Below are 26,716 nucleotides of genomic sequence, written 5' to 3'. Positions count from 1 at the left end.
TGCTGTACACCTATTATTGCCGGCTTCAGCTATACGCTACCCTATAAATCACTAAAATACCCTATATTTTGACAGGTTGTCTTCTTTCTTCCTCTGGCATACACTTTTTTGAAAACGCATTCACAACCTCGTGCTCCGTGATTTCGTACCGTCATTGATTTTGCGTAATCCAAAAAAAGGAGATGAATCTTGTGAAGAAAATGAGATGGACCATCAAGCTTTTGCTGGCTCTGGTCATGGTAGTGCCGACGCTAATGGACAGCCAGCGCGCAGATGCATGGACCGGCATGCCCATGTCCAAGCTCCACGTTAGCGGCAACCAACTGGTGAACAGCAGCGGACAGCCCGTCCTGCTAAGCGGCTGGCATCAGCCCTCGGGCTCCTATTGGACCTACCAGTCCAGCAAGTACTACCTGGATCGGAACGGAGGGAACCGGCATGCGGCCATTTTGGAGTACTTGAAGGATATCACCGATACCTTTACCGATACGTCTGCCAAATACGGCAGCAGCCACGGCTGGTACATGAATCAGGTCCGGCTGTTTATTGACCGGGAAGACATGGGCGATGTAGCCGCCGGCACCTATAATTTTGCCGGTTTGCAAAGTGTTACGCAAAACGTCATCATTCCGTATATTGCCTATGCCAAGACAAAGGGCCTGTATGTTACGCTGGGGCTCGATTTCACTCTTTCCAACAACCAGGCGACCACCCCATCCAATCTGAACAAGTTCAACGAAATCTGGGGTTACCTTGCCTCCCAACCGGCGATCAAAAGCGCGGACAACGTGATGTTCGAACTGATCAATGAACCGGTCCTGTCCGATGTCAACGGGCAATGGGGCGGAAATCCCTCTCAACCCAATTTCGCCGATTACTGGAACTCCCTTAAAAAATTCCAAAACTCCATCATATCCACCATACGCAGTAAAGGTGCCGACAACGTGATATGGGCGGCGGGGCTTGGCTGGGATCAATACTACCAGCTGTGCGCGTCCAGTCCGCTGACCGATCCCTTGAACAATATCGGGTATTCCGTCCACTGGTACCCAGGGTACGGTGCCCATGACGATTATGCGACTTTGCAGCAGCAGTGGGATACGAATATTAAGCCCTGCGCCGATCATTATCCCATCAACATTACGGAGACCACCTGGTTCAAGACGCAGCCCGGCGATTCCTCCTACTGGGAGCTGTTCAACGGGTCCAATGAAGGTTTCGGCAAAAACACGAAGGCCATATTCACAGCGGCCGGCAATGTCAGCATGACCGCCCATATGAACGGGTTTTTGCTGGAGCCCGGCCCAAGAAGTTCTTTTGCTGACCCGACCGCAGGCCTCAAATATGACGGCAATGCCGCACGGGACGGCATGGCCCGTTTTCTCTTCGAATGGTATTATGAACGCGCGCAGCTGAATCCTTGGAACGGGATCTGGAACGGGGTTTTGTCCGGCTCGACCTATAAGATCCTGAACCGCGCTTCGGGCAAAGCGATTGACGTGCCTGGCGGACAGAATACCAACGGGCTGCAGCTTCAGCAGTGGACAGACAACCAAGCGACAGCCCAGCAATGGGTTGCCAGTGATATGGGGACTTACAACAATGTGTACAAGCTGCGAAGCGTCAGCTCGGCCGACCAAAAAGTCATGGATATCCGGAACGGCACGAAGAACAACGGCGAAGCGGTCCAACTCATGCAGGACTTGGGGAATGCCGCACAGCAATTCAGATTGATCAAACTGAGCAACGGTTACTGGAGCATCCTGAATGTGAACAGCAACAAGGCCGTCGAGGTTGCCGGAGCCTCATCCTCGGATGGAGCGAAGCTTCAGCAAAATCTCTACCGGGGCAATCCGAACCAGCAATGGCAGCTGGTAAAAATCAATTAGTGCTTGATACCGAATATCCTGATGATGTTTCCCTAAAAAACGAGCGCGAGCCTTCATAGGCCAACGCTCGTTTTTTAGATGCGCCCGGAACGCTGAATCTGCTGGCATGATCTTCCCCTCATTCCGAACAGGCACACCTCCAATCACGCAGATTCATATACTTCTCGCCCCACTCATCCAATTGATCCAATATCGATTTCAGCGACTTTCCCAGCTCGCTCAGCTCGTAGACGACTTTCGGCGGAACCTGATTGTAAGACGTTCTCGTGACGATGCCGTCTTCCTCCAGCTCCTTGAGCTGCTGGATCAGCATTTTTTGCGTAATTTCGGGAATCGCCTTTTTTAATTCGCTCGTTCTTTTCGGTCCGTCCCCGCAGTTCAAATGGCATAAAATCAACAGCTTCCATTTTCCCCCGATCACCTGAAGCGTCGCCTCTGCGGGAATATTAAACGTCCGTGCGGTCTGCATTTCCATGGGATGACCCCCCTCCTGTCGATTCAGATGAACGATTACTTTCCGGTGAGTATATCACTTTAAAGTGTCTATATCACCAAAAAGTAAGTACTTCCCATTTATCACAGCATACCTGATAATTTTACCGTACTCTTATGAAATTTGAGAGAGGGAAGGTGACATCGATGAAAATTTTGACGGTTGTATCGCATCCGCGGGTGAACTCCTTAACCTTTTCCGTGACAGAGAGATTTACCCAGGGACTTGCCGACGCCGGGCACGAAACCGAGGTGCTGGATCTGCATCGCAGCGGCTTTAATCCCGTGTTGTGGGAAGCCGACGAGCCGGATTGGTTTTCGGATCACAAGGTCTATTCGCCTGAGGTGGAAGCGGAGATGGCACGAATGAAACGGCACGATGCGCTCGCCTTTATTTTCCCAATATGGTGGTACGGCCTGCCGGCCATGCTGAAAGGATATATCGACCGGGTATGGAACAACGGGTATGCTTACGGCGCAAGTCACCTGCATCATCAACAAGTCCTGTGGCTTGGTCTGGCGGGAGCCCCGAAAGAGCACTTCGAGAAGAGGCAGTACGATACGTTGCTCTCCCAGCTTCTAAACGTCGGCATCGCCGATTACTGCGGAATCTCGAACAGCCGGGTTGAGATCCTATACGATACGCTCGATTCCAGGCCGGAAGTTTTCGATAACCTGCTGACGCGAGCTTACCATTTGGGACGGCATTACGGCAACGTTTCAGAGGCTGTGAATTAATCGGGGGGCGCTGCGGCAATCCGGGTCCGGCTCGAATGCACAATCTTTGCTCAGCCGCTCGGACAGCTGGCGCCTGACTCTCCAGCGGTGGTTTTTCAGGTTATGGCGAAGAATCGGGCAATGGTTTGAAAAAGCATCGTTCAGCCCTATTTTCGACCAACGAATCCGAAAAAAAGCCGTACGGATGACCATCCATACGGCTAAAACCGGTGTTATTCGATTTTCCACTTCCCGATTACTACCCAATCTCCTCAGCGATTTCCTTGATAGAAGCTGGCTTACTCCATTCATGCTCTCAGCAATCGGTCTCGCCAAGGCATGCTTTCACCGACCGCTCCAGTACGTCAATGACCTCGTCAAATCGCAGCATTTCCAACGCCTCGTCTTTGGTTTCGTCCTTCAACGCAAAATCGGACCGCAAATCCCCGATCAATTCCGGAAGATACGTATAGTCGATCTCGTCGATGCGGACGGCTTCCGTTTCAAGCGGCTTCCAAACCAATGCATAATGATCGATAAGCCTTCCGTTCAGCCGCCGAAAATCCCTGTAATATTGCTCCTGGGCTTTTTCTTTTCCGGTTGGGGCAGCCATTTGATTTTTTTGTAATAAATCTCTTTCACCCAAATGTCGTCCGAGATCAAATGATAGTAATAACCGAGAAAAAAGGGATCTTTCATGTGGTGCTCGTATTTTTGGCAAAAACCGCGGTAATCGCAGGCAAATTCCGAATCCGTCTGGAGAATGATGAAATGGGATTCCTTTTTCGGCGCATTCATGTATTTATGGACGTCGGGCGCGATGCCGCCCAGCAAAAATTGATCGTCATCGATGCCCAGTTCCCGGGCCAGCAGCGTGGAGATGCAGTAGTGCATCACTCTCGATCCCATAAACGTATCCCCCCATTCCGGTTAGTCGTTCGGCTGAATGACGCCCCACATGTTTCCGCTTGGATCGATAAATTTAAGCACCCATCCGAAGCCTTCATTTTAATAAAACGCAATTTCGACGCCGAGTTCGTGCAGATGGTCGTGCAAAAGGTGAATCTGGTCCGTGTTATACAGCAAAACCGGCATCGTTTGGCCGTTCACCGAAAAATTCGCATCACTGTCGTCCATTGTCTCCCATAACATGAGCATCGGCCCTTCTTGGAGCGTTAGAAACGCATGGCGATGTTCCTCGGAAACGCTCAGCACTTGAAAGCCGAGATGGGAGACGTACCATTGGTCGGCTTCGGATACATGTTTGACCGGAATTTGCATATGTTCCAATGTTTTGAGGACGGATTTGCCCATACCGAACACCTCGCTGGTTATGATTTTTCCGCGCGTGCACACGCGATGATTTTACGGATCAGCGTACCCTTCGCTTCGGTATATTTCGCCCGGTCGTGCGGGTGCTGCTCCGCGAGTTCCTGTTTCAATCGAAAATATTCCTTTAGAGCCTCCGGATGGCGGATCAAATAATCGCGAAACAAGAGCTGGGTGTTCCAATGTTCGCCCCCGTGCCGATAGATATGCAAATGATGGGTCCCCGCCCGCCACTCGCCCCGGCGGAAAAACCTTCTTTCCGGAAAATGCGGATGATCGACAAAATGGTATCCGATCCTCTCCATTCTGTCATGGTGCACAGGAGTGATTTCGTCCAAAGCAGAAACGCCGGCCATGATGTCGATGATCGGCTTCGCCCCGAGGCCGGGGACGGCCGTGCTGCCGATATGTTCGATCCCGAGCACGATACCGTCCAGCGCCTCGGCGATTTTCATTTTTTCCTGCTCAAATTCCAAAGCCCATTGCGGGTTATATTCGCTTATAATCACTTGTTCCATCTGTCTGCTCCATTCTGCCTTTACTGCATGCAAGATTCTCTATTTGGCTTTCCGTATTTTCATGATAAAAAATCGGATGTTCGAAAAACGATCGTACGTTTCCACCTTCTCCGTCTCCATGTGCCATTGGGGAAGCAAGTCCAGCAGGTTGTCTTTGCGGTCATCCTGATCAAAATCCATATACATTAAAGCGCCGCCGGGTTTCAATATTTCGCCGATTTTCTCGAATGTTCCGCCGATAACTCCGATTTCGTTCAAGGCGGAGCCAATCATCGTCACCAGGTCAAATTCCCCTGCCGGCAAATCGCAGGTTACAAAATCGCCGCAAACGACCGTCGAAGGATTCGGATGCCCCTCCCGCGCCTGCCTGTAACCAAACAGCCCGCAAATGTCCGGATCGATGTCAACGCTTGTCAGCTTGCCGAACCCATGTAACCGGTAACCCAAATAGTCATCCCATTCTCCCACGCCAACGCCGATGTTGCAGGCTTTGATTCCCTCAAACGCTTCAAAATGCCTTGCAAAAAAGTCGCGCGTCTCCAGCTCAAGATACAGGCTTTGGGCGGACAAATTCCATTGGTAGGCTTCCGGCTCCCTCATGTTCAAATAATATTGCAAAAGATTCGCGTCGTTCATCGCGCCCGTTCACGCCCTACGATCCATTGAACGGCCTCCAAAATATCCGCGGCCACAAAATCCGGCTCCGTTTCCTTCCAGCGGTGGCGAAAAGCGCCCAATGAGCCTTCGCCCCAGCCTGTTTTCACCAAAATCTTTAGGGCTCCCACTTGATGCGCGGCCAGCAAATCCGTGTCCCCCACGTCCCCGATGACGACGCATCTCGTTAAATCCAGGCCATGCTCTGCCGAGGCGCGATGCAGCATCCCCGGTTTCGGTTTCCTGCATTCGCATTCTTCCGGCATCCCGTGCGGGCATATATAAGCCCCGTCAAACCCGTAAGCTTTAAACTGGTTTTCAAATTGCCAGATTGTCGCCTCTCCCCGGGAAATCCGGTGCTGATTCGTAAAAGCAAACACCTTGATGCGGTTTGATTTCAATAGATCAATCGCCGTTTGGGCATTCGGATATAGCGTAAAATCGTCCGGGTGAACGAAATGGCCCGTCCCGCCGATCGTTCCGTCGCGGTCGATAAACGCCGCTTCGATTTTGCTTCCCATAGATTGCGCGGCCTCCTAACCCTTTTTCAATTCTTTTAGCGTTTGGTTGATCTGATCCAACGATTGTTGCATCTGTTCCATTCGTCGAAGTCCGGAATACTGGTTTCCGATCACTCCGGCGAAAGCGACAATCAACACGATGACAAGCAATAAGATCACCGAAGATCTCCCCTTTCCTCTCATAAAAAACGGAATAAACGACGAAACCCGGCCTTGAATCTCGGATGTCGAAGGTCGGGTTCTCGGTTTGTATGCGTTTTTCTTTTATGTAAATTTTCACTTACTGTTTGTTATACCATCGGATGCACAATCAATGATTTCCGACGAAAACCGCCTCATGGGGTTTGACTCCCAAACGCTGCAATGCCCTCTGGAATATTTCGGCATCGGGCTTCCGAATCCCTTCCGATTCGGAGATCAAAATTTCCCGGCAATTAGCGTTTGATAGAATTTATCTTTCCACACATACCCTTTGGGTCGAGCGCCTTGAATCTCTCAATAAAATACGTTTTAATTGGCGGTAGCCCATATCCGATTATGCATTTGAAATACGATGAAAATCACACGCAACCTTGCAAGGCTGTCCGGGACATCGGCAGCCCCCGAATTCTTGGACGCAACAAAAAAGGGCTCCGCTGTGCGAAACCCCGTTTCATCTTATTTCACCTTGCTTATGCCGTTCCAGTACTCCTCAGCAAGCCGGTATGCCGTAAAGAGTCCTTTTCCTTCAGCTTTTTGACGACCTCTCCCGAATATACGCGCAGTTTTTTGCTTTACAAGATCCAATTTACTGCATGCCCCCGAGCGATATGCACTCATTTTCCGGCCGCATCGGCAGCTGCTAAACCGTCAGCCTCAGCCCGATGATCGTTCCGACAATGCCCGCGATGGCAACCAGGCGAAGGATTGAGGCGCGTTCTTTGAAAAAAAGTATCCCGACAATCGCCGTGCCAAACGTTCCGATCCCGGTCCAGACGGAATACGCGACGCCGAGCGGGACGGATTGCAAAGCAAAGGACAACAAGCCGAGACTTGCCCCAAATGCACCGAGCATCAGCAGGTTGTTCATCCAGGTGTCCCGGACGGACGTCCGCTTTAACATGATAAACCCGATGACGTCCAAACAGCCCGCGGCGAATAAAGCAAGCCAAACCATCAGTCGCGCTCCCTCCTGCCGTTTTCTATTTTCAGAAGGCAAATGAAGCATATGAGCAATGCGATCAATCCCAACCGGACGGGATGCGATTCGCGCTCGAATATCAGCATATCCAACGTTACGGTTCCCGCTGCCCCGATTCCGGCGAAAACTGCGGCAACGATGCTGAGGGGCAGCTGTTTGGCCGTCTTGGTCAAGCAGTAAAAGCTAAAATAAACGATCAGGAGCAGCGGACCGCCCAGCCAATTCTGCTTTAACAAAAATGCCCAGGCGATCTCCAGCGAACCGCCCAATAACAACCATATCCACGGGTTTAAGCTTCGGCCCGGAGCAGTTGCAGCCGATTTCGGGGATATGGCATCGGGAAAAGAACGCCCTGAAGGCAAAACGAAAACGTCGGCATTCGGGGATCGTTCCGCCTTCGCTTGACGATGTTGGGACGAACGGGCAGACAAGCGGCCGTTTTTTCCGCTCATGCCATAACATGCATCGATGATGAGGATCAGGGTCCATAATCCGTTGACGTAAATTCCTGTCGGTTCATGATAAACCCCCATTTCCCCGCGCCTTGCGGCATCTTTGAGCCATAACAACCATGGCGGGCTGGATCGTTCCGACTGCAGGACGAAATAAAACAAAACATGCGCCGAAACAAACAATGCCATATGGATCATGAAGTTTTTCGGCAAGTTCCGCCTCATCTTGCATCATCCTTTCGGTTCCGCAGATAATGCCCGATCATTTCCCCGACATAAACCAACAGCTCCCGATCATGGCCGTAAACGACCGACCGTTCGCCTTCTTCCGGTATCAAGCCCTCCCAATATTTATCGATCAGTCGGGCGTCGCCTTGAAAATAATCCAGTGCCATCCCGTATAACGCTTCGGCCAGCTGCTGCGCTGCGGGAGAGTCGGGAGGTTCATGCATGTTTTGCCGGATGGCGCTCATGAGCTGGATATACGGCTCCATTCTTGGATCCGGGCTTCCCATGACCGGCAGTTGGCCAAGAATTTCCTGCTCCTGCTCCGAGTATGAGGACTCGGGAAAAACCGGCTGAACGACGCCATCCTTAAGCTCCCTGCTTTGCAGCTCCCGAATCAGGGCATGGATTTCCGACGCTTCGATGCGGCCGCTGATCCGGATCGCGTGAATGGAGGCCTGCAGCATATACCGTTTCCACTCCAGCAGTTCTTTTTCCCGGTCGACCCATTCGATCTGTTCCTGAAGCGATTGGATCCAGCTTTATATTGATTGTTCCCCACTTTTGCGGGAGGCAGCTGGCCGATTTCGTTGTAATAATGAAACGTGCGCCTGCTGATATTCGCGATTTTGACGAATTGGCCGATACTGTACATTTCCATCACCTCCCATTCATCATAAACGCCGTCACGTCTACGTGAAGGTCCAGGTTTAATTACATCTCTCTGTGATCAAGTTTTCTCGTTTGGACCGATGCGGAAATACCGTAAAAACCCGCCGTTCACGCGAACCAAGCCAGGTTAAAGATCCTTGACGTTTGCTGGCAAAGCCTGCTGAAGCTTGCGGTATCGCAAGGGCGAACAGCCGTTCATTTTCCTGAACAGCTTATGGAAATTCGCGACCGTCCCGATGCCGGTTTGTTCCGCCACCTCGATCATTTTGAGATTCGTCTCCCGGAGCAGCCGCTGCGCCTCCCGGATGCGCACCAGCTGGACATATTCGGCGAAACCGAATCCCGTGCACCGCTTGAATTTGCGGCTCAGGTAATACGGACTCACGAAAAACCGCTCCGCCACATCTTTCAGATGCAGCTCCTCCCGGTAATGGGTGCCGACGTATTCGGCGACCTCCGACATCGTTTGGTGCAGGGCGGACGGCTGCGCCTCCGGCTCCCCCCGCTCCGCTTGCGCGCGGAACACGTGCACCAGCAGCTGCTTCAGAAGCGATTCCAGCATGACGTCCCGCCCCGGCGAGCATCCCTTCGCTTCGGCGACCAATTCCCGCACGAGCGCCTCCCCCTTGTACTGCTCCTGCGGAGGAAAGGTGACGACCCCGCTCCGTCCGGTCAACCCGAGTCCTTCAAGCAGCCCCGCGGCGAAATTGATGACGACCCGTTCATGCTTCGGCGACCCGGCATCGATCGTCCGGTGAAGCTCCTCCTTTTCGATAAAGACGAAGCTTCCCCGTTTTACCCGGTAGGTCCGGTTCCGAATGAAATAATCCCGCTCCCCGCTAAACAAATAATAAAGCTCATACCCTCGATGCATGTGCTGGCTTGTCATGCTGTAAAAACCGGTTCGCTCCACATGATCGATCTGAATCGTTCCGGCCGAGTTATGGAAAATGTTCATACTGCCCCTCCAATAGTGCAAAAATTGCGACTTTTCAAGCGAATTGAGCAATATTTATAGACGATTATACTCTATTTGCTGCGTTACAGTAGAAGAAAAGAACCTATCCTTAGTTCTAAAAAGGAGGCTTCCCATGAAAAAAAAGTACGCCCTCATCGGCACCGGCGGCCGGGCGGTTTTCTTCTACGGCGCACTGGCCAAAGACTTCCGCGAGACGTCCCGCCTCGTCGCCTTCTGCGACACGAACCAAACGCGGATGAACTACGCCAACAGGCTGCTGCGCGAGCGGTTTAACCACCCTGAGGTTCCAACCTATAAAGCCCACGAATTCGAGCAAATGATTCTCCGCGAGCAGCCGGACACGGTCATCGTGACGACGATCGACCGAACGCATCATGCGTACATCATAAAAGCGATGGAGCTCGGCTGCGACGTCATTTCGGAAAAACCGATGACCGTGGACCAAGAGAAATGCCAGGACATTTTGGACGCGGTCAAACGGACCGGCAAGCAGCTTCGCGTCACGTTCAACTACCGTTACGCCCCGCACAACACCAAAATCCGCGAACTCATCATGAACGGCGCCATCGGGGACGTGCATTCCGTTCATTTCGAATGGCTGCTTAATACGGAGCACGGCGCGGATTATTTTCGCCGCTGGCATCGCGACAAACGCAACAGCGGCGGCTTGCTCGTGCACAAATCGACCCATCACTTCGATCTGGTCAACTTCTGGCTCGGCACCCGGCCGCAGACGGTGTACGCGCAGGGTTCCTTAATGTTCTACGGCAAGGAAAACGCGGAAAAACGCGGCGTGACCGAATTCTACAGCCGGGCCCGCGGCAGCGACATCGCAAAAAACGACCCGTTTGCGCTCGACCTGGAGAAAAGCCCGGAGCTCCAAGGATTATATGCGGACGCGGAGCATGAAGACGGCTACTACCGGGACCAAAGCGTGTTTGGCGACGGCATCAGCATCGAAGATACGATGGGCGTCTTGGTCCGCTACAAAAACAAAGCGATCATGACCTATTCGCTGAACTGCTACATGCCATGGGAAGGATTCCAGGTCAACCTCAATGGCTCCAAAGGCCGCATCGAAATGAAAGTCGTGGAGAAATCGTACGTCAATTCCGGCGGCAAAAAGGAAGACGAGGGGGCGCTGCAGACGAAAAGCATCAAGGTGATCCCGATGTTCGGGGAAGCGTACGAGGCCGAAATCGTCGAAGGCGCGGGCGGCCACGGCGGCGGCGACCCGGTCATGCTGAACGACATTTTCGGCGTTCCGGCCGAAGATCCGTATAAGCGAGCGGCGTCGCACATCGACGGGGCGATGTCGATCCTGACCGGGATTGCGGGCAACCGGTCGATGAGCACCGGACTTCCGGTGAACGTCGACGACCTCGTGAAGTTTTGACACAAACGAATGACGATCCAAATAAAATACGTTAATGGACATACCTCCTAGGACGATTTCTAGGGGGTTTTTTATATGCGCCCGTCCTTGCCCAAAGTTTAAATGCAGGCAAAAAGGAAATCATGGAATCAAGCGATCAAATCCCGAGGGTGAGGATGCACACATGAGGCCTTTTACAAAAAATAAACAATCCGGGAACCCGCAGCCCGAAGCCTGTACTCAACGTTCAACCGAAAGCCAGGCGGCCGAAACGAAACTTACCGGAAATCTGGACGACGATTTGCGGATCATCAAGGAGCGCACGGGCGGAAGCTCCGATTTGATCATTCGCCTGATTGACAGCATGTTCGGCAAAGAACTCCGCATTGCGGTGATTTATATCGAAGGGCTCGTCAATGAACAGGTCATGAACAGCTCCGTCATGCCGTCGCTCACGGCAAAAGACTTTATCGATCCCCATCATTTGGCGGCACCGTCCGAGGTGCTCGGCATGATCAAAAACCGGTTCCTCTCGATCAGCAACGTGAAGGATGTTCACAGTTTGGACGAGGTGCTATCGGCCGTACTGGCGGGCAATACGGCCATATTGGTCAGCGGGGCTACTCTCGGCATCTCGGCGAGCACCGCCGGCGGCGAACAGCGCGGGGTCAACGAACCGCAGTCCGAAACGGTCATTCGGGGGCCCAGGGAAGGCTTTACGGAAAATCTTCGGACCAATACCGCGCTCATCCGCCGCAAAATCAGAAATCCCGACTTGTGGATCGAGAGCCGCAAAATCGGCCGGATCTCGCAAACCGAAGTAGCCGTCATGTATTTGCGCGGCATTGCCAACGACAAAGTGGTGCAGGAAATTTTGCAGCGCTTGGACCGCATCGATACGGACAGCATCCTGGAGAGCGGCTATATCGAGGAATTTATTCAGGACGAAGCTTTCTCCCCGTTTCCGACGATGACGAACACGGAACGTCCGGACGCGATCGCGGGGGCGCTTTTGGAAGGGAAGGTCGCCATTTTGGTCGATGGGAGCCCCTTCGTTTTGCTGGCTCCCGTAACGATCTTCAAGCTGTTTCAATCCAGCGAAGACTATTACCAGAAATTCGATATCGCCACTTTTTTGCGCTTGCTGCGCGTCATCTCTTTTGTGGTCTCCATGCTGCTTCCCTCGCTTTATATTGCGATTACGACTTTTCATCAGCAGATCCTGCCGACCACTTTGCTTGTCAGCCTGGCTGCGCAGCGCGAAGGGGTTCCTTTTCCTGCGTTCGTCGAAGCGCTGGCCATGGAAATCACGTTTGACGTTTTGCGGGAAGCCGGGGTTCGCATGCCCCGGGCCATCGGCTCGGCGATATCGATCGTCGGGGCCTTGGTGTTGGGCCAGGCGGCCGTTCAGGCCGGATTGGTGTCTGCCGCGATGGTGATCATCGTCGCCTTTACGGCGATCGCAGGTTTTGTCGCGCCTTCCGTAAGCATTTCGAACTCGGCCAGAATCCTGCGTTTCGGCTTCATGATTTTGGCCGGGACCCTGGGGCTGTTCGGCATTATGGCCGGCCTGATCGCCCTGCTGATCCATCTGTGCGGGCTGCGCTCCTTCGGCATCCCGTACCTTTTGCCCTTGGCGCCTTTTATTCCCGCCGACCAAAAGGACGCTTTTGTCCGCGTTCCATGGTGGGCGATGCTGCGGCGGCCAACCCTGATCGGAAAGAAAAACCCGAAGCGGGAAAAAAAGTTTCAAAAACCTTCGCCGCCCAAAAACAAAAACTAACGCCGACTGAAAAAAGAGGTGTAAAGAAGCATGAACCGCTGGCCCTTCCTGATCCTGCTGCTGCTCATCGTCCCTTTGTTCGTCACGGGATGCTGGGACAGCAAGGAATTAAACTCGCTGAGCATCATTTCTGCCACGTCCATCGACCGGGAACGGGATCATTGGGTCGTTACCTTTCAGGTCATCATTCCGCAGGCCATTGCCACGCAAACCGGAGGCGGGGGCGCCGGCAGCCAGTCGCCGACCACCATATTTTCCACCAACGGGAGAACGATCCGGGAAGCGATGCAAAATGCCAGCCTGGAAACGTCGCGGATGCTCTTCTTTGCCCATAACTCCATCCTCATCCTGAGCGAGAAGGTTGCCAGGGAAGAGGGCGTCGGCCAAATCCTCGATTTTTTCCTTCGCCCGTTCGAAAGCCGGGAAACGATGTCGATCCTCCTGACGAAAGGAAAAGCGTCGGATTTGCTCGAAGTGCTGATCCCGCTCGAGAAAATTTCGGGCAACGCGGTCAAACGGGTCATCGACCAAAGCCAAAGGAATTTGTCCCAGGTGCAAAACATCAAGCTGATCGACTTTGCCGCCAGGGTCGCCGACCCGAACGCAAGCGCCATGGTGCCGGAGCTTCAGGTATCGGGCAACCTCAAAGGACAATCGTCCCTGGATGCCTTAAAATCCCCTCGGAACGAAGCGGTCATCAAATTGGGCGAGCTTGGCGTATTCAGGAGAGATAAATTGGTCGGATGGTTAAACGGCGAGGAAAGCAGGGGCGTGGCCTGGCTATCGAATCGCGTCAAAAACCTGATCATCGTATATCCTTGCAGCGCCAAAGGAGGCGAACGGGACTCCTTATCGAGTTTCCGGGTGCTCAAATCGTCAACGAAGCTGTCTTCGGAGATTCAGGGCGGCAAAGTCACGATGAAGGTACAGATCAACGCGAGGGGGGTCCTCGACGAGACCGGCTGCAAAATGGACCTAAGCAATCCGCGGGTCATCGCCGAACAGCAGCGGATCATCGCCAAGGTAATCAACGGCGAGGTCGTCTCCACCTGGAACCGTCTCCGGACGATCGAAACCGATGCGCCCGGATTTCTGGACGTCATTCATCGGGAGCATCCGGACGCATGGAAAAAGCTCGCCCAATCCAAGCACCCGCTCGATGAGATCACGATTCGTCCCCAAATTCGCGTGAACATTGAGCATACGGATATGATCAACAAACCGTATTCAACCTTGCTTGAACAAAATAAGAGACCTTGAGGGGGTGCAATCCGTGGAAAAAATCGATAAATATCAGCTGATTTCGATGACCATCTTGTTTATGATCGGCAGTACTCCTTTGTACGAATTGGGGATCGGCGTCAAGCAGGACGCGTGGATCGTCATGGTGGCCGGGTTGGTTGCCGGATTGCTGCTGCTGGCCTTGTATTTGTACATCCAGCGCAATCATGCCGGCATGGATTTTTTCCAAATTTTGAATGCCCATCTCGGAAAACTTGTCGGAACGGTTTTATCGGTCTGCTACGTCGTTTATTTCGCTTACGAGTCGATGCGCAACACGAGGGAGTTCGGAGACATCATCAACATTTCCTTTCTCCCCAACACGCCGCTGTCTTTGCTCATGCTCGTGATGGTATTGCTGTCCGGCTATGCGATTTCAAAAGGGGTGGAAGTCTTTTTTCGCGTCGCCGAATTTATGTTTCCGTTTACGATCTTTGGATATGCCGCGCTGTTCTGTTTGATCATCGGCTCGAACATCATCCACCTGGACCGTCTCCTGCAGGTCATGGAACACGGACTGCTCCCGATCCTGGAACAGGCGATTCCGGAAGTCATCAGTTTTCCGTTCGGCCAGATCGTCGTCTTTTTGATGTTTTGGAGCCATTTGAACGAAAAACGGAAAATGGTCCGGGTATCCGTTTATTCGTATCTGTTCGTCGGGGTCCTCCTGCTGCTGTTTAACGTTCTGAACCTGGCGATTCTGGATCCCTCGATTACGTCCATTACGACGTTTCCGTTATTGCGGTCCGTCCGTCTGATCCAAATCGCCAATTTTCTCGAACGGCTCGACCCCGTGATCATTCTCCTCATTTACATCGGCATTTTCGTGAAAATGACGGCGTTTTATTTGGGGGCCGTGCTGGGCCTCGCCCATCTCGTCCGGATCAGCCGCTTCAAGCTGACGGTCGTCGTCGGGGCCGCGATCTACGGCATGAGCTTTTTGGCCCCGAATTTTATTTATCACGTTTGGATCGGCTTTGCCCAAAACTTGAAATACCATTTCCCCGTCTTTCAAATTTGTATCCCCGCGCTGCTTGCGGCGATCATCTTCTGCAAGTCATGGAACGATAAAAAAAAGAAACGGGCGAAACAACCGTCATAAGCCGGTATTCCGCCCTTTCCCTTTTCCCCTCAACCGAATGCCTGCCATGCTTCCGAAAAAGCTTTCCTCTTCCTTTCCGTCTTCGCCCATTATAATATAATGGAAAAGATGTGAAGCAAGCGTTTACATCCCATGCATACCTTGTAACCACGATAGAAGGAGCCCATATGGAAACGCCAATCTTTCACTTTATTTCTCCGCCGATCCCATACTTTATCGATTGCGGCAAAGCCCAGTTCAACGCCGGGGAAAAACATATCAGCCGCAGCGGCATCGGCGTCTTTGATCTCATCGTCGGCATGAAGGGAGCCCTGTCCGTCGGGGAAGACGGAAACGAATGGGTGGTGCGGAAAGGGGACATTCTCGTATTAAGGCCGGACGGCCGCCACTACGGACTTGCCCCGTGCACCGAAGAGACGGTAATTACGTGGATTCATTTTCAAACCTTCGGCAGCTGGCAGGAAGGAAGCTGCATGGACGACTGTCTGGCCGGACAATCCGGACTCATTGAAAATCATAAGAAAAACGCCTACCTGAACCATTGCGACGTGAACTCCATTTTTATCCCGAAGTATTCCAAAATATCGGAGAAAGCGCTGGAGGACATCGAGCAGTTTTTCCAGCTGGACCAGGAACCCAAGTCTTTGCGCAACTGGAAGCGCCAATCCACCTTTCAATTGCTGCTGCAGCATCTGGACCGGGACCTGACGTCGCTCTCCGATGCGACCGCGATCCAAATCGCCGACAAGATCGAGTGGTACATCCGCAAGCATTACAAAGAACAAGTCAGCAATTCGTCCTTGCGCGAAGCCTTTAATTACCATCCCAACTACTTGGCCAAAAATATGCTGAAGGTGTACGGCATGACGCCGATGGAGTATTTTGCAGCACTACCGGATCGAGCAAGCGAAAAAGCTGCTGCTTCAGACTTCCTGGACGGTTGCGAAAATCGCTGAAGAGACCGGTTATCAGTCGGTTTCGTATTTTTCGGCGAACTTTGCCCGCAGGGAAGGGATCTCCCCTTCCGAATTCAGGCGAAAATTCATTACGCATGGTTGACCCTTGCATTGAGGGCTGCCATCCCGATTCAGGTTACTGTGCGGTGCCCGGATAAACGATGAAAAAAGCGGCATGGCCGGCTGCTTCGCCTGCCATACCGCTTCCATCCGTTATTGTTCCCTCACCCACACCCTCATTTCGCCCTCGCCGCGGTTGGCCCACGCATAATACGGAATGAATTTGGCCTTGACGGGACGATAATCCGGCAATTCTCGTTCGCTGTAGAGCGCTCCGTCCCAAGTCTCTTCGTTCAAGCGAAGGGCATCGGCTTCAATTGCGACCATGCCGCCAAGCAGCTCTTCTTCCAGCAAGCTGAGACCGGCCTCTTTCGGAAGCACCAGCTGATGCAAATGCTTCCCGTTATCCGCCTCTTCCAGGCAGTACACCAAAGGTCCCCGCTGGATGGCGACCCTGCCTGCATTCGCTTGGACCGCAGGGTGGCTGTGAACCCTCATGACCGGCATTTCCAAAGACAACGCGATGACGTCCGAAGGCCTCCACTCGCGCTTGATGACGGCGTATCCGTTGACGACCTCAAGGCTGTCCGCCGGAATCGCCTGACCGTTCACGCGAACCGATGCATTTCCGCCGCACCAGTGCGGAATACGGAGCGCCACCGCGAAGTGCTGCGTTTTTTCCGGAGTCACTTCGATTTTGATGTCGCCTTGCCAAGGATACCGGGTCTCTTGCTTCAGCATGACGTTTGTGCCGTTCACCTTTAGTTTGGCTTCGCCCCCGATATATAAATGGTGATAAATCGTATCGCCCTGCACCGAATAAATGTAACTGCCTAACGAAGAGAGCAGGCGGGCGATATTCGGCGGACAGCAGGCGCAGCCGAACCATTCCTGGCGGACGGGCTTCACGTGGTCGTAATTTTTGTTTTTGCCGCCGCAGGATTTCGGGTTCACTTCAAGCGGATTGACGTAGAAAAAATGTTTTCCGTCCCGCGACATCCCTGCGATCACCGTGTTGTAAAGCGCCCGTTCCATGACGTCGGCAAACTGCGCGTCTTGCTTGATCTGCAGCATGCGGCGAGCGACAAAGATCAGGCCGATCGAAGCGCAGGTTTCGGCATAAACGGTATCGTTCGGCAAGTCGTAGTCGTAGGAAAACGCTTCGCCGTGTACCATCGATCCGATGCCCCCGGTAATGTACATTTGACGGGATACGATGTTGTCCCATAGCCGCAGGCATGCATCCAGCATCTCTTGGTCGTTTTTCCTTGCGGCCACGTCGGCCATGCCGGCGAGCATATAAACAAGCCGCACGGCATGCCCGACCGCACGGTCCTGCTCGCGGACGGGGAGATGGCTTTGGTTGTATTCCAGGTCCGTCGCCATGTTCAGCCCCGGAAAATGCGTTCGTCCCCCGCGTTCATGCAGCTGCTGTGCGAAAAAGCTCGGCTTTTGCCCGCGTTCATTCAGAAAATAGGCGCTTAAGTCCAAATATCGTAAATTTCCGGTCGCTTCGTAAAGCTTGACGAGCGCCAGCTCGATCTCCTGATGGCCGTCATAACCGCGCAGCTTGCCCGGCTCCGTCCCGAACACGCTGTCGATATAATCCGCGAACCGGATCACGACGTCCAGCAGCTTCCGTTTTCCCGTGGCCCGGTAATACGCCACGCCGGCTTCGATCAGGTGTCCCGCGCAATACAGCTCGTGGCATTCGGCGAGATTGGTCCATCTGGCCCCCGGCTCTTTCAGCGTAAAATAAGTATTCACGTACCCGTCTTCCTGCTGCGCGAGCGCGATGATGTCGATCATGCCGTCCGCAAGCTGCTCCAACTCCGGATCCGGCCTTGTTTCCAGCAAGTATGCAGCGGCTTCCAGCCATTTGGCCACATCGCTGTCCTGGAAAACCATGCCGTAGAATTCGCCTTCCATGAGACCGGCCGCGATTTTGAAGTTGGCGACCGCCCCGCTTGGCTCGGCGCTGTTCACGCGGTCGTTCAGCGCTTCCCATTGGTAGGGCACGACCACGTTCCGGACCAGATCGATGTAATAGCTCCAAAACGGATCTTCGATTTTGTAATTGGATAGACGCGCATTCCGCGCCGTTTCCGTCGTTTCGGACTGATGCATAAGAAGTTCCTCCCAAGTCGTAAAAACTATTTTTGAATGTTAAAGGTATCCAAGGCTGTCTTCAGGCGCTCTGCAGCTGCCTTTATATCTCCTTCGGTCGCCGATTTGTCGTCAGCTGCGGTTTGAGCCGCTGCGAGGGCGTCCTTCAATGCTTTCCATTGCTCCGGCGTTGCCTCGTATTGCTCTTGGTGGTCGAGCATGTCTCGCGCCTGGCCGATCAAGGATTTCAGCTCCGTCTTGTCGTACGTGACGGTAATCCGGCAGCTGGCCGATTGTTCGGTCCCTTCCACGCGTCCGAGGACGACGAAGGAATGCGCCGTCGTCAGTTCGTTATACGGAACCTCGTTCCAGGTGACCGGTTTGGTGCCTTTCGTTTGGTCCGCAAACGTGACGTTGACGGTGGCCGGAAGCTGCGGAGCGACGCCGATGACGGTTTCGACTTCCACGGGATCAATGCTCAAAACCGGCTTGTTCGAGCCGTTGCCCGGATTTCCGGCAACCGCCTCCGGACCGAGCACCCGCCACTCCTTCACGCCGGTCCAAGCTCCGGACTGCCTTATCAAATGGAGGCGGAGTTTCGTCGTCGTGATTTCATCGAAGGAGACGTCGTTAAAACGGTCCTTGTTCATTGCTTTTCCGGACAATCCGGTCACCGGTTTGAATTCGTTCGACGCTTGGTCCCAATACTCCAAGGAATAATCGGCCGGAACCTTGACGCCGCCGCCGTCGTCGTAGAAGTAGATCGAGCTTTGCGACAGCTTCACGGGCCGATCCCAGGTATACAGCAGCCAATGGGACTCGGCCGGGTCGGCCCAGTTGCCGTATTGCACCTCATCCTCCGGTTTGCCGATGCTTGCTGACGTATAAGGGATGTATCCGTCATTGACGCCGGCAATGGATTCCCACGGCGATACGTAGGAAGTCGTCGCCTTGGCGAGCAGCGCGACGTTTTTCACTTGAAGCCCGTCTGACGCCTGCTTCAGTTTCGCCCGAACCGCCTCTACCTGCTCCCGCGTATAATTCTGGCCCGCAAGTAATGTCTTCGCTTCGGTTAAAGCCGTTTGCAGCGCATCCCAGGATTCCGGCGTGAAATCATCCTTGTTCCGGACAATTTTTCCGTTGTCCCTTGGCGCGTAGGCGTGGATCATATCAACGATATCCTGGGTCGGAACCGAAACGGTAATGTGAACGTCGACCGCCGTTTCCTTTTCCCCGTCGCTGACGGTTAACGTATACACATACTCGCCGACGTCATGGAAAACAGCCTTCAATTCGGCCCGATCCGTCTGCATTTCTTCCACGCTGCCGCTGCCTGACGCTTTGCTCCAACGATAGCTGAGCTCCTTGCCCGACAATCCGTCATCGTATATGGCGGGCAGGATCGATACGGTTTCATCCTGCGCGGCCGTCCGTTCGGTCTGTCCAATGTACACCTTCGGCGCCTGGTTGACCGCCGGGGCGACGTTTTTAAGCTTGTTGTCGTAGATTTGCACTTCCTTGATGCCCGTCTTGGCATCGAGCGCATGCGTTACTCTGAGGCGAATGGCCTGCGTTTTCACCGTTTCGAACTCCACGTTGTTATAGTTGGAGGCGATCGTTTCGGGATAGCGGGTTTGGCCCTGAACCGGCTTCCACGCGTTCCCGTCCGCATCCAAATATTCGAGCAGGAACTGCTGCGGCGTGCCGTAGCCCCCTTCGAGCCGGTCGTTGTAGAAATACACTTTGACGTTGTTGACCGGTTTCTTTTTCCCGAAATCGAACGTGACCGTGTCGCTTGGATTCGGACTTCCTCCGAGCAGCGCCGTATTCCCCGCATGGTCCGTCGAGGCGATCGTCGATCCGTCGGCCAAACGATTGATATCCGAATCGGGGCTCACGTAAGTCGACGTAATCGTCGTTCCGGAAGCCATGGCCAGGTTTTCGCCTTGATGCTGAAGATCGATCCCGGCTTTATTGAACAGGTCCACGACCCGCGGCTCGCCGGCAAGGGACGTGCCCTTCGCGGAGGCGACGCGTTCCTTTTCCCCCTTTTTCTCGTACCAGATCTGCGTGTTCGCGTTATTGCCCGCCGCGCCTTCGATATCCGATTTCGGCAGCTCCGCTTTCCCCGTTTTCGTATCGTAAATCACGTGGGACATTTCGCTTGTCGTCAACACGCGCTCCCCGTTGATAAAGAGCGAAAAACCCGCCGGAATGCCTTTGTAATACGGATTGTTTTGGTATTTGGCCGGATCCTGCCATACAATGGACAGATTCGCGTCATGGTATCGCACGTTGTCCACCGCAAAATGGTCGTAACCGATGCCGATCGGCCACAGCTCGATTTTGTCGTCGGTTCTCGGCTGAATTCCCGCCATATCCTCCATGACCGTGTAATTCATCATGCCGAGCGTATCGTGGTGAATCCATGATCTGACCATGTCCCCGCTCGGGTTCGGCGGATTGTCCTTGGTCCACTGCGTGCCGAAGAAGTAGTTTTCCAGCCAAAAGAACTCGTTGGAGTCCAGGTGGTCGGTATTCCCCGGTTCTACCGTATGCAGCCATGCGCCCCAGTCGAACAGATTTTTGTAGGTGTCCGCGTTGATGTTGTCCACAGGTAATACCGAAGCGATGCCCGGATCGTATTGATGTAGTTGCCGAAATTGCACCAGGCGAATTGGTCCGTGCCGTAAGCGTCGGTTTTCCCGTCCACGAAGGCCTGCACGCGTTTCATGATGCTGTGCTGATCCGCCGTGAAAAACGGAAAAATAGGATAATATTGCGGATCGCCGTAGTCCGCCAGCTGGGTCAAGTATTTGGACTGGTAGCCGTTCTCTTTCGCCGTCGGCACGACGCCGAAATTAAACACGAACATGTTGTTGTCCCGCCAAGGGACGAAGGTATCGGCGCCGTTTACGATTTTTTTGTGGAGGAAGCTGCCTTCTCCCTTCGTGTCCGCTTTCCCGTCGCCGTCAAAATCCGCGCCGTCGTACCACATCTCGCTCAAAATATGGCTGCGGATGTTGTCCGCAAGATAGCGTTCCTTGTTGGCCGCGCTGCTGTCCCCGAGCTCGTCGTACATTTCCGCCGCAGCAACCGCGTTGGCGTACGTCGTTGAAGTGCCGTCCAATCGGGCATAATTGCCGCCGCCGTTCCAATGCATCGATACCGTATCCCCGTCGTTGCCCGTAATCGGGGCATGATTATAATAGACAAGGTACGGATCGGTGCCCTTGAAGTGCTCCAGCGTTCCGGTCACGTCATTCGCGGAAATATCGGCAAACTTCTTCAGGAGCTTGTTCCCGCCGCCGTAGATTTTATAAGCTTCCCATCCCACTTGGGAGGTGTTCTGCATCATGTCCCAGGTCCAGATGTTCGGGCGGCCCGGGTTGTTTTTGTAGTTTTTGTTTTCCGAATATTCCCCTTGCGCGAGCCAGGTGCCGTAGGCATACACCGGGTTGCGCAGCCATTTGAGGTCCTGCATCGCCCATGGGACGCTGACGGTAATGCCGTTATTGTATCCCAGCACCCCTTCCATGTTCATCGGAAACTGCCAGTCGTTCCCCGGGATGTTGGCCTCCAGCAGGTTGAACCGGTTGCACCACCAGCGGTAATAAAGCACCTTTTTTACGTTTTCGTCGGGAATGTCGATGTACGGGATGTTCTCGGCCCACCACTGGTTGTATTCCTTTACTTGACGTTCGAAGGCTGCGCCGTTGCCGGCGATTTTTTTGTATTCTTCGTATTGCGTCTTCGATTTCGGAATTTCGTCGGCGAGCCAGCCCATCGTAATTTTTTGCGAGGCGGTGCCGCCGGCCGGGACGACGATTTCCTTCACCAGTCCTTGATCGCCCGGTTTCATGCCGTTCCCGCTGAGACGGACGTCGACATAGGACATCGCCTTGACGAACTTGCTGCCGTCGGTGCCGATCATAAGCGGGGCAGCTACGCGTTTGCCGACCATTTCGTCCCCTTCCGCGACGGCTGCAAACGGAGACTTGACCTTGATCGTCAGCTTGACGTCTCCCGAAGTCGGATTATGAAAGTCCAGCAGCGTCACCGCCGAGTTGTAATAGGTGATGAATTTCTTTTGATGTACCTGCAGCGCTCCGCTCGTATATGTCTGATCCTCATGGCTCGGATAATTTTTTCTCGCGTTTTTGTCTTCGCGGACGTCGCCGGTGGACAAGCTGACCGAATACATCACGTCCTGGTTGAGCGTATCCGCGTAATACACCTGCCCGGCAAATCCCAGCTTCGTATTGTCCTGGGTTTTCATGAACAAGGCGCTCCCGCGGCTGAACAACGTGTTGGCGCCGCCCTCATCGTCGATGTCGTCCGGGATGACGCCCTTGTTGACGAGCAGGGAATCAAGCCAGGGCAAATCCTGATGGTCCTTTTTGAACGCTTCAAAATCGAAATTTTCGATGGTTTTCATCATTTGACCCACGGTTTGGCTGCTGAAATCCACGCCTTCGCTTGCAAATTTGTTGCCGCTGTCCCATGTGGCCGTTCCGAAATCATGCCCTGCGCCCGGCACCTCGAATCCCGTCGTATAATTCGCCAACGCGGCCGATGCTGCCCCGCCGGACGCAAGCGCCACGCTGATGAGGGCCGCCGCCCCTTTTCCAAGCCATGTTTTGCCTGTTTTCACGTGTATCCATGCCTCCCTTATCCTTTGATTCCCGTTAACGTAATCCCCTCAACAAAATATTTGTTGCCGATAAAAAAGAACGCAAGGCACGGCGCGGTAACGATGAGCGCAAGCGCCATCACCTGCTCATAGTTCGGAATCCGCATGCCGTTGACGATATAGAGCCCCATCGGCAGCGTATAATCGGCTTCTTTTTTCAAATAAATCATGGTGTAGAAAAAGTCGTTCCAATTGTTGATGAAGCTGAACAGCGCCACCACGATCAATGCCGGGCGGATCAAAGGCAGCATGATCTTCAAATAAATGCGGAAATATCCGGCCCCGTCGATTTTGGCCGCCTCCAGCAGCTCATCCGGAATGGTCATGAAAAATTGCCGCAGCAAAAAGACGAAATAGGCATTCCCCCCTGCACAGAATATGGCCGGAATGATCAAAGCCGGTTTGCCGGCGAGCCCGAGGCTCGTAAACAAGGAATATTGCGGAATCAGCGTCACCGCGCTCGGCAGCATCATCGTGCTGATGACGAGCGCAAACCACATACCGCGCAGCGGGAAACGCAGTTTGGCGAAAGCATAACCTGCGAAGCTGGTCGTGATCACGTTAAACACCACGTAAGGGACGACGATCGAAACCGAATTCCACAGCTGCCGGGAGAAATCGATCCGGTCGATGGCCCGGCTGAAATTGTCGATGCCGAATGCCGAAGGAAAAAACACCGGCGGACGCGCCAATATTTCCGCATGGCTGACGAACGAACCGCGCAGCAGCCAGTACAACGGGAACGCCATCGCAAGCCCGAGAAGAACCGAGAGGACAACCAGCAGGCGGTGAATCGTCTTTTTTTGCGCTTTGGTTCGGCGGATGCCCGCTCCATGAATCGCTGTCGCTGCCATTACGCTCTCCCCCTTCGGTTTCGCACCGTCGATTTATCCCTCTTTAGCGCGCCCTGAACATAAAACAGGATACCGGTAATAACCATTGTAATGAGGAAGACGAGCCAGGCCTCGGCCGACGCGAGCCCGCGCATGCCCGTTTGCACGAAGGAATGGTCGTAGATCATAACGTTGATGAAGTAAGTCATCCGGTCCGGCGCGCCGTTCCGCGACAGCACCACGCTTTGGGTGTAAATCTGGATCGACGTCATCATGCACATGATGAGCTGGAAAAACACCACCGGTTTGATCGTCGGATACGTGACCTTGGCAAATTTATGCCAGGCATTGCCCCCGTCCATTTCGACCGCTTCGAGCAGCTCGCCCGGCACGTCCTGCAGCGTCGCCAGAAACACGACGATCGTTCCGCCGCAGGTCCATAAGCTCATCAGAAACAACGTGCCGAAGATGTTGGTCGCATCGTTCAAAAAATCGACCGGCGTCGCCCCGAGCTTCAGCAGCAGCCAGTTGACCAGTCCGCCCTTGGCCTGATTCTGCAGCAGCATCTGCCAGACGATGGTCGTCGCCAGCATCGGAATGACCGAGGGCAGGAAAAACACGGCGCGCAGCAAATTTCGGCCAACGAATTTCCGGTTCAGCAGCAGCGCGACCGCCAGGCAAAACACGATCACCAGAAACACGTTGATGAACGAATAGATGAGCGTTACCGACATGGACTTGCCGAATTCCGAGCCGGGACCGTAAAAAATCGTTTTGAAATTGTCCAGCCCGATCCATTTCATGACCTGATGACCGCCGACGATCGTGATTTTGTGGAAGCTGTACACGAGGCTCGCCAGCATCGGGTACAAGGTGAGGATAAGAAACCCCAGGATCGCGGGAGCGGCAAACAAATAACCGGCGACGGCCTCTTTGGCGCTCCCTTTGAGACGCGAATGCTTCGGAACGATGTTTTGGCTGGTGTTGCGTTTGATCTCCATATCCAATAGCCCTTTCCTGTACTGAATGTGAATGACTCCCGGCTACTCCGAAACCTTGCCGCTTTCCCACAGCTTTTTGATCGTCGGCATGACGGACGCGTACACTTCCTTGACCGTTTTTTGGCCGGATAACGCCTGGTCGATTGCTTTTTCGTATTCCGTGTTCATCCGCAGATAAGCGGGCACGTAATAAGCAGGCCATTGCACGATAGCGTCTTTCGTGTTGGAATAGCTCAAAATCGTTTCCTTGGCGCTGACAGGCAAATCGGCCGTCCACTTATCGACCAGCGCGGCGTCGGTGTACCAATCCGCCTGGTTCGGAAGCCATGCCCCGGATTTCAACAGCTCCAGGCTGTTTTCCGGATTCACCATATAGGCGTAAAACTTTTTCGCTTCTTCGATATGCTTGGAAGATTTATAGACGACAAGCGGCGCGCCGCAGTTCATCGTGACGGCCTGTTTCATTTTCGGCAATACGCCTACCCCGATGTCTTCGTTTCCGTTGATGTTCGCCAGATCCCAGGAGCCGCTGATGGCCATCGCGTAACCGCCGCTCAAAGCGTCGACCGCCGAACCGATGCCCGAATTCCATGTATAGGTAAAGCTTGAAGCCACCTTGTCCTTGTTGACCAGGTCCGCCAGCATCTGAATGCCGTCGACGGATGCCTGCGAATCCCATAAAAACTGTTTGCCGTCGGCAGAAACGACGCCTCCGCCGTTGGCGTTCGCCGCCCAGAAATGGTGGAACTCGCGGCCCGCGGTGAACCCCAGCCCGTAATTTTCCGTTTTGGCCGCGTCAAATTCGGGATCGGCCGCCGTTTTGCCGCTCGTGTCCGTCGTCAAGGCTTTTGCGTATTTCACGAAGGTGTCCCAATCCCAAGCCTCTTCGACTTTGGTCGGAGGATAAGGAATCCCTGCCGCGTCGAATTTGGATTTGCTGTAGAAAAGCAGCTCCATTTGGTTGGACAACCCGACGCCGATCACCTTTTGGTCCGGGGAATGGATCGTGATGGCATCCAGCTTTTTCGGAATGGTTCCGTTATCGATCAGATCGCCGATATCCGCCAGAATGCCCATTTCGTAATATTTCTGGATGTCGCCTTCGCCCATGTAGCTGATGTCCGGCAGCTCGCCGGATTCCAGCCGCGTCTGGATGAACGTATCGAACGTGCCGTCCGCCGGCAGCACCTGGGCATGGACCTTGACCCCCGTTTCCGCGGTATATTTCTCGATCGTCTTTTCCACCAGTTGTTTTTGCGCATCGTCTCCCCAATACAGCAGCTCCAGGGTCACGTCACCGCCTTTGGATTCGGCGCTTCCGCTCTCCCCGCTTGCCGCTTGCCCATCCGTGCCTGCGGCGCTGCCGCCGCATCCGGCCAAGGCCAACATCATCGCCGCTAACGTTACAGCCAACCATCGTTTGCGAAATTTCATGTCCTACTCCCCCCGTTTTGTTTGGATTTTGGATGTTCATTCTGCAAATCTCTCAACCGCTTGGTAAGCGCTTTATTTAATAACTATACCGGTTTTTGCCGGATATAAAATCTTCGATTCCAACCACAATTTTAGAAATTTCAACCTGTTGTCCGGCACCGTAAACGCCGGTGGCCATCCCAAAATCCAGAGGTTCGAAAGGGAGGCGGGCGTTTTCGGACGACAAAAAAACCTGTTGCTGCCAACAGGCTTTTGACGCTGAACTTCTACAGTTATCATGCCATCCTACAAAAAGTTTATCCTGAATTTCGAAAGTATCGCTTCTTGAAAATATGAAAAGGGCTCCGAATCTTTGGTAGAATGGTGTTTACTTGGAACACTACACCCAAAGAGAGGAGCACCTTATAGGTGAAGTCTACCACAACGATCAGCAAAATTAAAACAGAATTTTCACTACAAAACGC

The 26,716-nt window shown here is 53.6% G+C and carries 27 protein-coding genes and 1 pseudogene; 8 read left to right on the top strand and 20 right to left on the bottom strand.

Annotated features, from left to right (window positions below; genetic code table 11):
* Nucleotides 1-182: 182 nt before the first annotated feature.
* Entirely contained in the window at nucleotides 183-1,889 is a 1,707-nt protein-coding gene (locus KI367_RS24290) for an RICIN domain-containing protein (RefSeq protein ID WP_246537254.1), read from the top strand.
* Between the two features lie 118 nt (nucleotides 1,890-2,007).
* Here the strand turns inward: KI367_RS24290 and KI367_RS24285 are convergent, their stop codons facing one another.
* On the bottom strand, nucleotides 2,008-2,364 hold the full coding sequence (locus KI367_RS24285) for a winged helix-turn-helix transcriptional regulator (protein WP_156124497.1): 357 nt from the start codon (nucleotides 2,362-2,364) through the stop codon (nucleotides 2,008-2,010).
* A 164-nt stretch (nucleotides 2,365-2,528) separates the two neighbouring features.
* Between KI367_RS24285 and KI367_RS24280 the strand changes: the two genes are divergently transcribed.
* Nucleotides 2,529-3,119 carry an NAD(P)H oxidoreductase gene (locus tag KI367_RS24280; protein ID WP_212952579.1) on the top strand — a complete coding sequence of 197 codons (591 nt, stop codon included), beginning with the start codon at nucleotides 2,529-2,531 and terminating at the stop codon, nucleotides 3,117-3,119.
* Nucleotides 3,120-3,414: 295 nt separating this feature from the next.
* On the opposite strand, the gene KI367_RS24275 is transcribed toward KI367_RS24280, so the two are convergent.
* The 13 genes and pseudogenes from KI367_RS24275 to KI367_RS24215 all read right to left on the bottom strand — a co-directional run bounded on the left by KI367_RS24275 (nucleotide 3,415) and on the right by KI367_RS24215 (nucleotide 9,607).
* A complete protein-coding gene (locus tag KI367_RS24275; protein WP_212952577.1) occupies nucleotides 3,415-3,621 on the bottom strand; it encodes a hypothetical protein in 207 nt (68 codons plus the stop codon).
* Nucleotides 3,622-3,647: 26 nt separating this feature from the next.
* A complete protein-coding gene (locus tag KI367_RS24270) occupies nucleotides 3,648-4,007 on the bottom strand; it encodes a hypothetical protein (RefSeq protein ID WP_212952575.1) in 360 nt (119 codons plus the stop codon).
* A 99-nt stretch (nucleotides 4,008-4,106) separates the two neighbouring features.
* Nucleotides 4,107-4,412: a VOC family protein gene (locus KI367_RS24265; RefSeq protein WP_246537252.1), complete on the bottom strand. Its 306-nt coding sequence runs from the start codon at nucleotides 4,410-4,412 to the stop codon at nucleotides 4,107-4,109.
* Nucleotides 4,413-4,429: 17 nt separating this feature from the next.
* Nucleotides 4,430-4,945, bottom strand: a complete 516-nt coding sequence (locus tag KI367_RS24260) for a GrpB family protein (RefSeq protein ID WP_036707175.1) — start codon at nucleotides 4,943-4,945, stop codon at nucleotides 4,430-4,432.
* Nucleotides 4,946-4,984: 39 nt separating this feature from the next.
* Nucleotides 4,985-5,581 carry a class I SAM-dependent methyltransferase gene (locus KI367_RS24255; protein ID WP_212952573.1) on the bottom strand — a complete coding sequence of 199 codons (597 nt, stop codon included), beginning with the start codon at nucleotides 5,579-5,581 and terminating at the stop codon, nucleotides 4,985-4,987.
* Complete coding sequence (locus KI367_RS24250) at nucleotides 5,578-6,120, bottom strand: HAD-IIIA family hydrolase (protein WP_036707173.1); 543 nt, start codon at nucleotides 6,118-6,120, stop codon at nucleotides 5,578-5,580. The genes KI367_RS24255 and KI367_RS24250 overlap by 4 nt, the downstream gene beginning before the upstream one ends.
* Nucleotides 6,121-6,135: 15 nt before the next feature.
* Nucleotides 6,136-6,279 (bottom strand): hypothetical protein, encoded by a 144-nt coding sequence (locus KI367_RS24245; RefSeq protein ID WP_197069913.1) that lies wholly within the window; start codon nucleotides 6,277-6,279, stop codon nucleotides 6,136-6,138.
* Nucleotides 6,280-6,433: 154 nt separating this feature from the next.
* A pseudogene (locus tag KI367_RS24240) lies at nucleotides 6,434-6,544 on the bottom strand (HAD family hydrolase); the annotation flags it as partial.
* 417 nt (nucleotides 6,545-6,961) lie between these two features.
* Nucleotides 6,962-7,276, bottom strand: coding sequence for a DMT family transporter (locus KI367_RS24235; RefSeq protein ID WP_036707170.1), 315 nt, complete (start codon nucleotides 7,274-7,276; stop codon nucleotides 6,962-6,964).
* Nucleotides 7,276-7,977, bottom strand: a complete 702-nt coding sequence (locus KI367_RS24230) for a DMT family transporter (RefSeq protein WP_212952571.1) — start codon at nucleotides 7,975-7,977, stop codon at nucleotides 7,276-7,278. The genes KI367_RS24235 and KI367_RS24230 overlap by 1 nt, the downstream gene beginning before the upstream one ends.
* Entirely contained in the window at nucleotides 7,974-8,444 is a 471-nt protein-coding gene (locus KI367_RS24225) for a hypothetical protein (RefSeq protein ID WP_036707167.1), read from the bottom strand. Before KI367_RS24225 ends, KI367_RS24230 begins: the two co-directional genes overlap by 4 nt.
* Nucleotides 8,375-8,632, bottom strand: a complete 258-nt coding sequence (locus tag KI367_RS27705) for a MerR family DNA-binding transcriptional regulator (RefSeq protein WP_197069912.1) — start codon at nucleotides 8,630-8,632, stop codon at nucleotides 8,375-8,377. Before KI367_RS27705 ends, KI367_RS24225 begins: the two co-directional genes overlap by 70 nt.
* Nucleotides 8,633-8,776: 144 nt before the next feature.
* Nucleotides 8,777-9,607 (bottom strand): helix-turn-helix domain-containing protein, encoded by an 831-nt coding sequence (locus KI367_RS24215; protein ID WP_212952569.1) that lies wholly within the window; start codon nucleotides 9,605-9,607, stop codon nucleotides 8,777-8,779.
* Between the two features lie 133 nt (nucleotides 9,608-9,740).
* Between KI367_RS24215 and KI367_RS24210 the strand changes: the two genes are divergently transcribed.
* From KI367_RS24210 to KI367_RS27345, 6 genes are all read left to right on the top strand, one after another.
* Nucleotides 9,741-11,024: a Gfo/Idh/MocA family oxidoreductase gene (locus KI367_RS24210; protein WP_036707165.1), complete on the top strand. Its 1,284-nt coding sequence runs from the start codon at nucleotides 9,741-9,743 to the stop codon at nucleotides 11,022-11,024.
* 163 nt (nucleotides 11,025-11,187) lie between these two features.
* Nucleotides 11,188-12,786, top strand: a complete 1,599-nt coding sequence (locus KI367_RS24205; protein WP_212952567.1) for a spore germination protein — start codon at nucleotides 11,188-11,190, stop codon at nucleotides 12,784-12,786.
* 30 nt (nucleotides 12,787-12,816) lie between these two features.
* The gene (locus KI367_RS24200) at nucleotides 12,817-14,046 is read left to right on the top strand and encodes a Ger(x)C family spore germination protein (protein ID WP_212952565.1); all 1,230 of its coding nucleotides are present in this window, start codon (nucleotides 12,817-12,819) and stop codon (nucleotides 14,044-14,046) included.
* Between the two features lie 13 nt (nucleotides 14,047-14,059).
* The gene (locus KI367_RS24195; RefSeq protein ID WP_052146797.1) at nucleotides 14,060-15,169 is read left to right on the top strand and encodes a GerAB/ArcD/ProY family transporter; all 1,110 of its coding nucleotides are present in this window, start codon (nucleotides 14,060-14,062) and stop codon (nucleotides 15,167-15,169) included.
* Between the two features lie 167 nt (nucleotides 15,170-15,336).
* Entirely contained in the window at nucleotides 15,337-16,125 is a 789-nt protein-coding gene (locus KI367_RS24190) for an AraC family transcriptional regulator (protein ID WP_246537250.1), read from the top strand.
* Nucleotides 16,052-16,228, top strand: a complete 177-nt coding sequence (locus KI367_RS27345) for a helix-turn-helix domain-containing protein (protein WP_246537248.1) — start codon at nucleotides 16,052-16,054, stop codon at nucleotides 16,226-16,228. Before KI367_RS24190 ends, KI367_RS27345 begins: the two co-directional genes overlap by 74 nt.
* A 110-nt stretch (nucleotides 16,229-16,338) precedes the next feature.
* Here KI367_RS27345 and KI367_RS24180 read toward each other — a convergent pair whose 3' ends face one another.
* The 6 genes from KI367_RS24180 to KI367_RS24160 all read right to left on the bottom strand — a co-directional run bounded on the left by KI367_RS24180 (nucleotide 16,339) and on the right by KI367_RS24160 (nucleotide 26,252).
* A complete protein-coding gene (locus KI367_RS24180) occupies nucleotides 16,339-18,312 on the bottom strand; it encodes a glycoside hydrolase family 127 protein (RefSeq protein WP_212952562.1) in 1,974 nt (657 codons plus the stop codon).
* 26 nt (nucleotides 18,313-18,338) lie between these two features.
* Nucleotides 18,339-20,222 carry a discoidin domain-containing protein gene (locus KI367_RS24175; protein ID WP_246537258.1) on the bottom strand — a complete coding sequence of 628 codons (1,884 nt, stop codon included), beginning with the start codon at nucleotides 20,220-20,222 and terminating at the stop codon, nucleotides 18,339-18,341.
* Between the two features lie 617 nt (nucleotides 20,223-20,839).
* On the bottom strand, nucleotides 20,840-22,945 hold the full coding sequence (locus KI367_RS27340; RefSeq protein ID WP_246537246.1) for a hypothetical protein: 2,106 nt from the start codon (nucleotides 22,943-22,945) through the stop codon (nucleotides 20,840-20,842).
* Between the two features lie 17 nt (nucleotides 22,946-22,962).
* The gene (locus tag KI367_RS24170) at nucleotides 22,963-23,838 is read right to left on the bottom strand and encodes a carbohydrate ABC transporter permease (protein ID WP_052146796.1); all 876 of its coding nucleotides are present in this window, start codon (nucleotides 23,836-23,838) and stop codon (nucleotides 22,963-22,965) included.
* On the bottom strand, nucleotides 23,838-24,818 hold the full coding sequence (locus KI367_RS24165) for a carbohydrate ABC transporter permease (protein ID WP_052146795.1): 981 nt from the start codon (nucleotides 24,816-24,818) through the stop codon (nucleotides 23,838-23,840). Before KI367_RS24165 ends, KI367_RS24170 begins: the two co-directional genes overlap by 1 nt.
* A gap of 42 nt (nucleotides 24,819-24,860) precedes the next feature.
* Nucleotides 24,861-26,252 (bottom strand): ABC transporter substrate-binding protein, encoded by a 1,392-nt coding sequence (locus KI367_RS24160; protein ID WP_212952558.1) that lies wholly within the window; start codon nucleotides 26,250-26,252, stop codon nucleotides 24,861-24,863.
* Nucleotides 26,253-26,716 lie beyond the last annotated feature (464 nt).

The sequence above is a fragment of the Paenibacillus cookii genome, assembly GCF_018333375.1.
GTDB lineage: Bacteria > Bacillota > Bacilli > Paenibacillales > Paenibacillaceae > Paenibacillus_AQ > Paenibacillus_AQ cookii.
The sequence above is the reverse complement of the archived record's forward strand: the minus strand, read 5'-3'. Positions and strand labels throughout refer to the sequence as shown.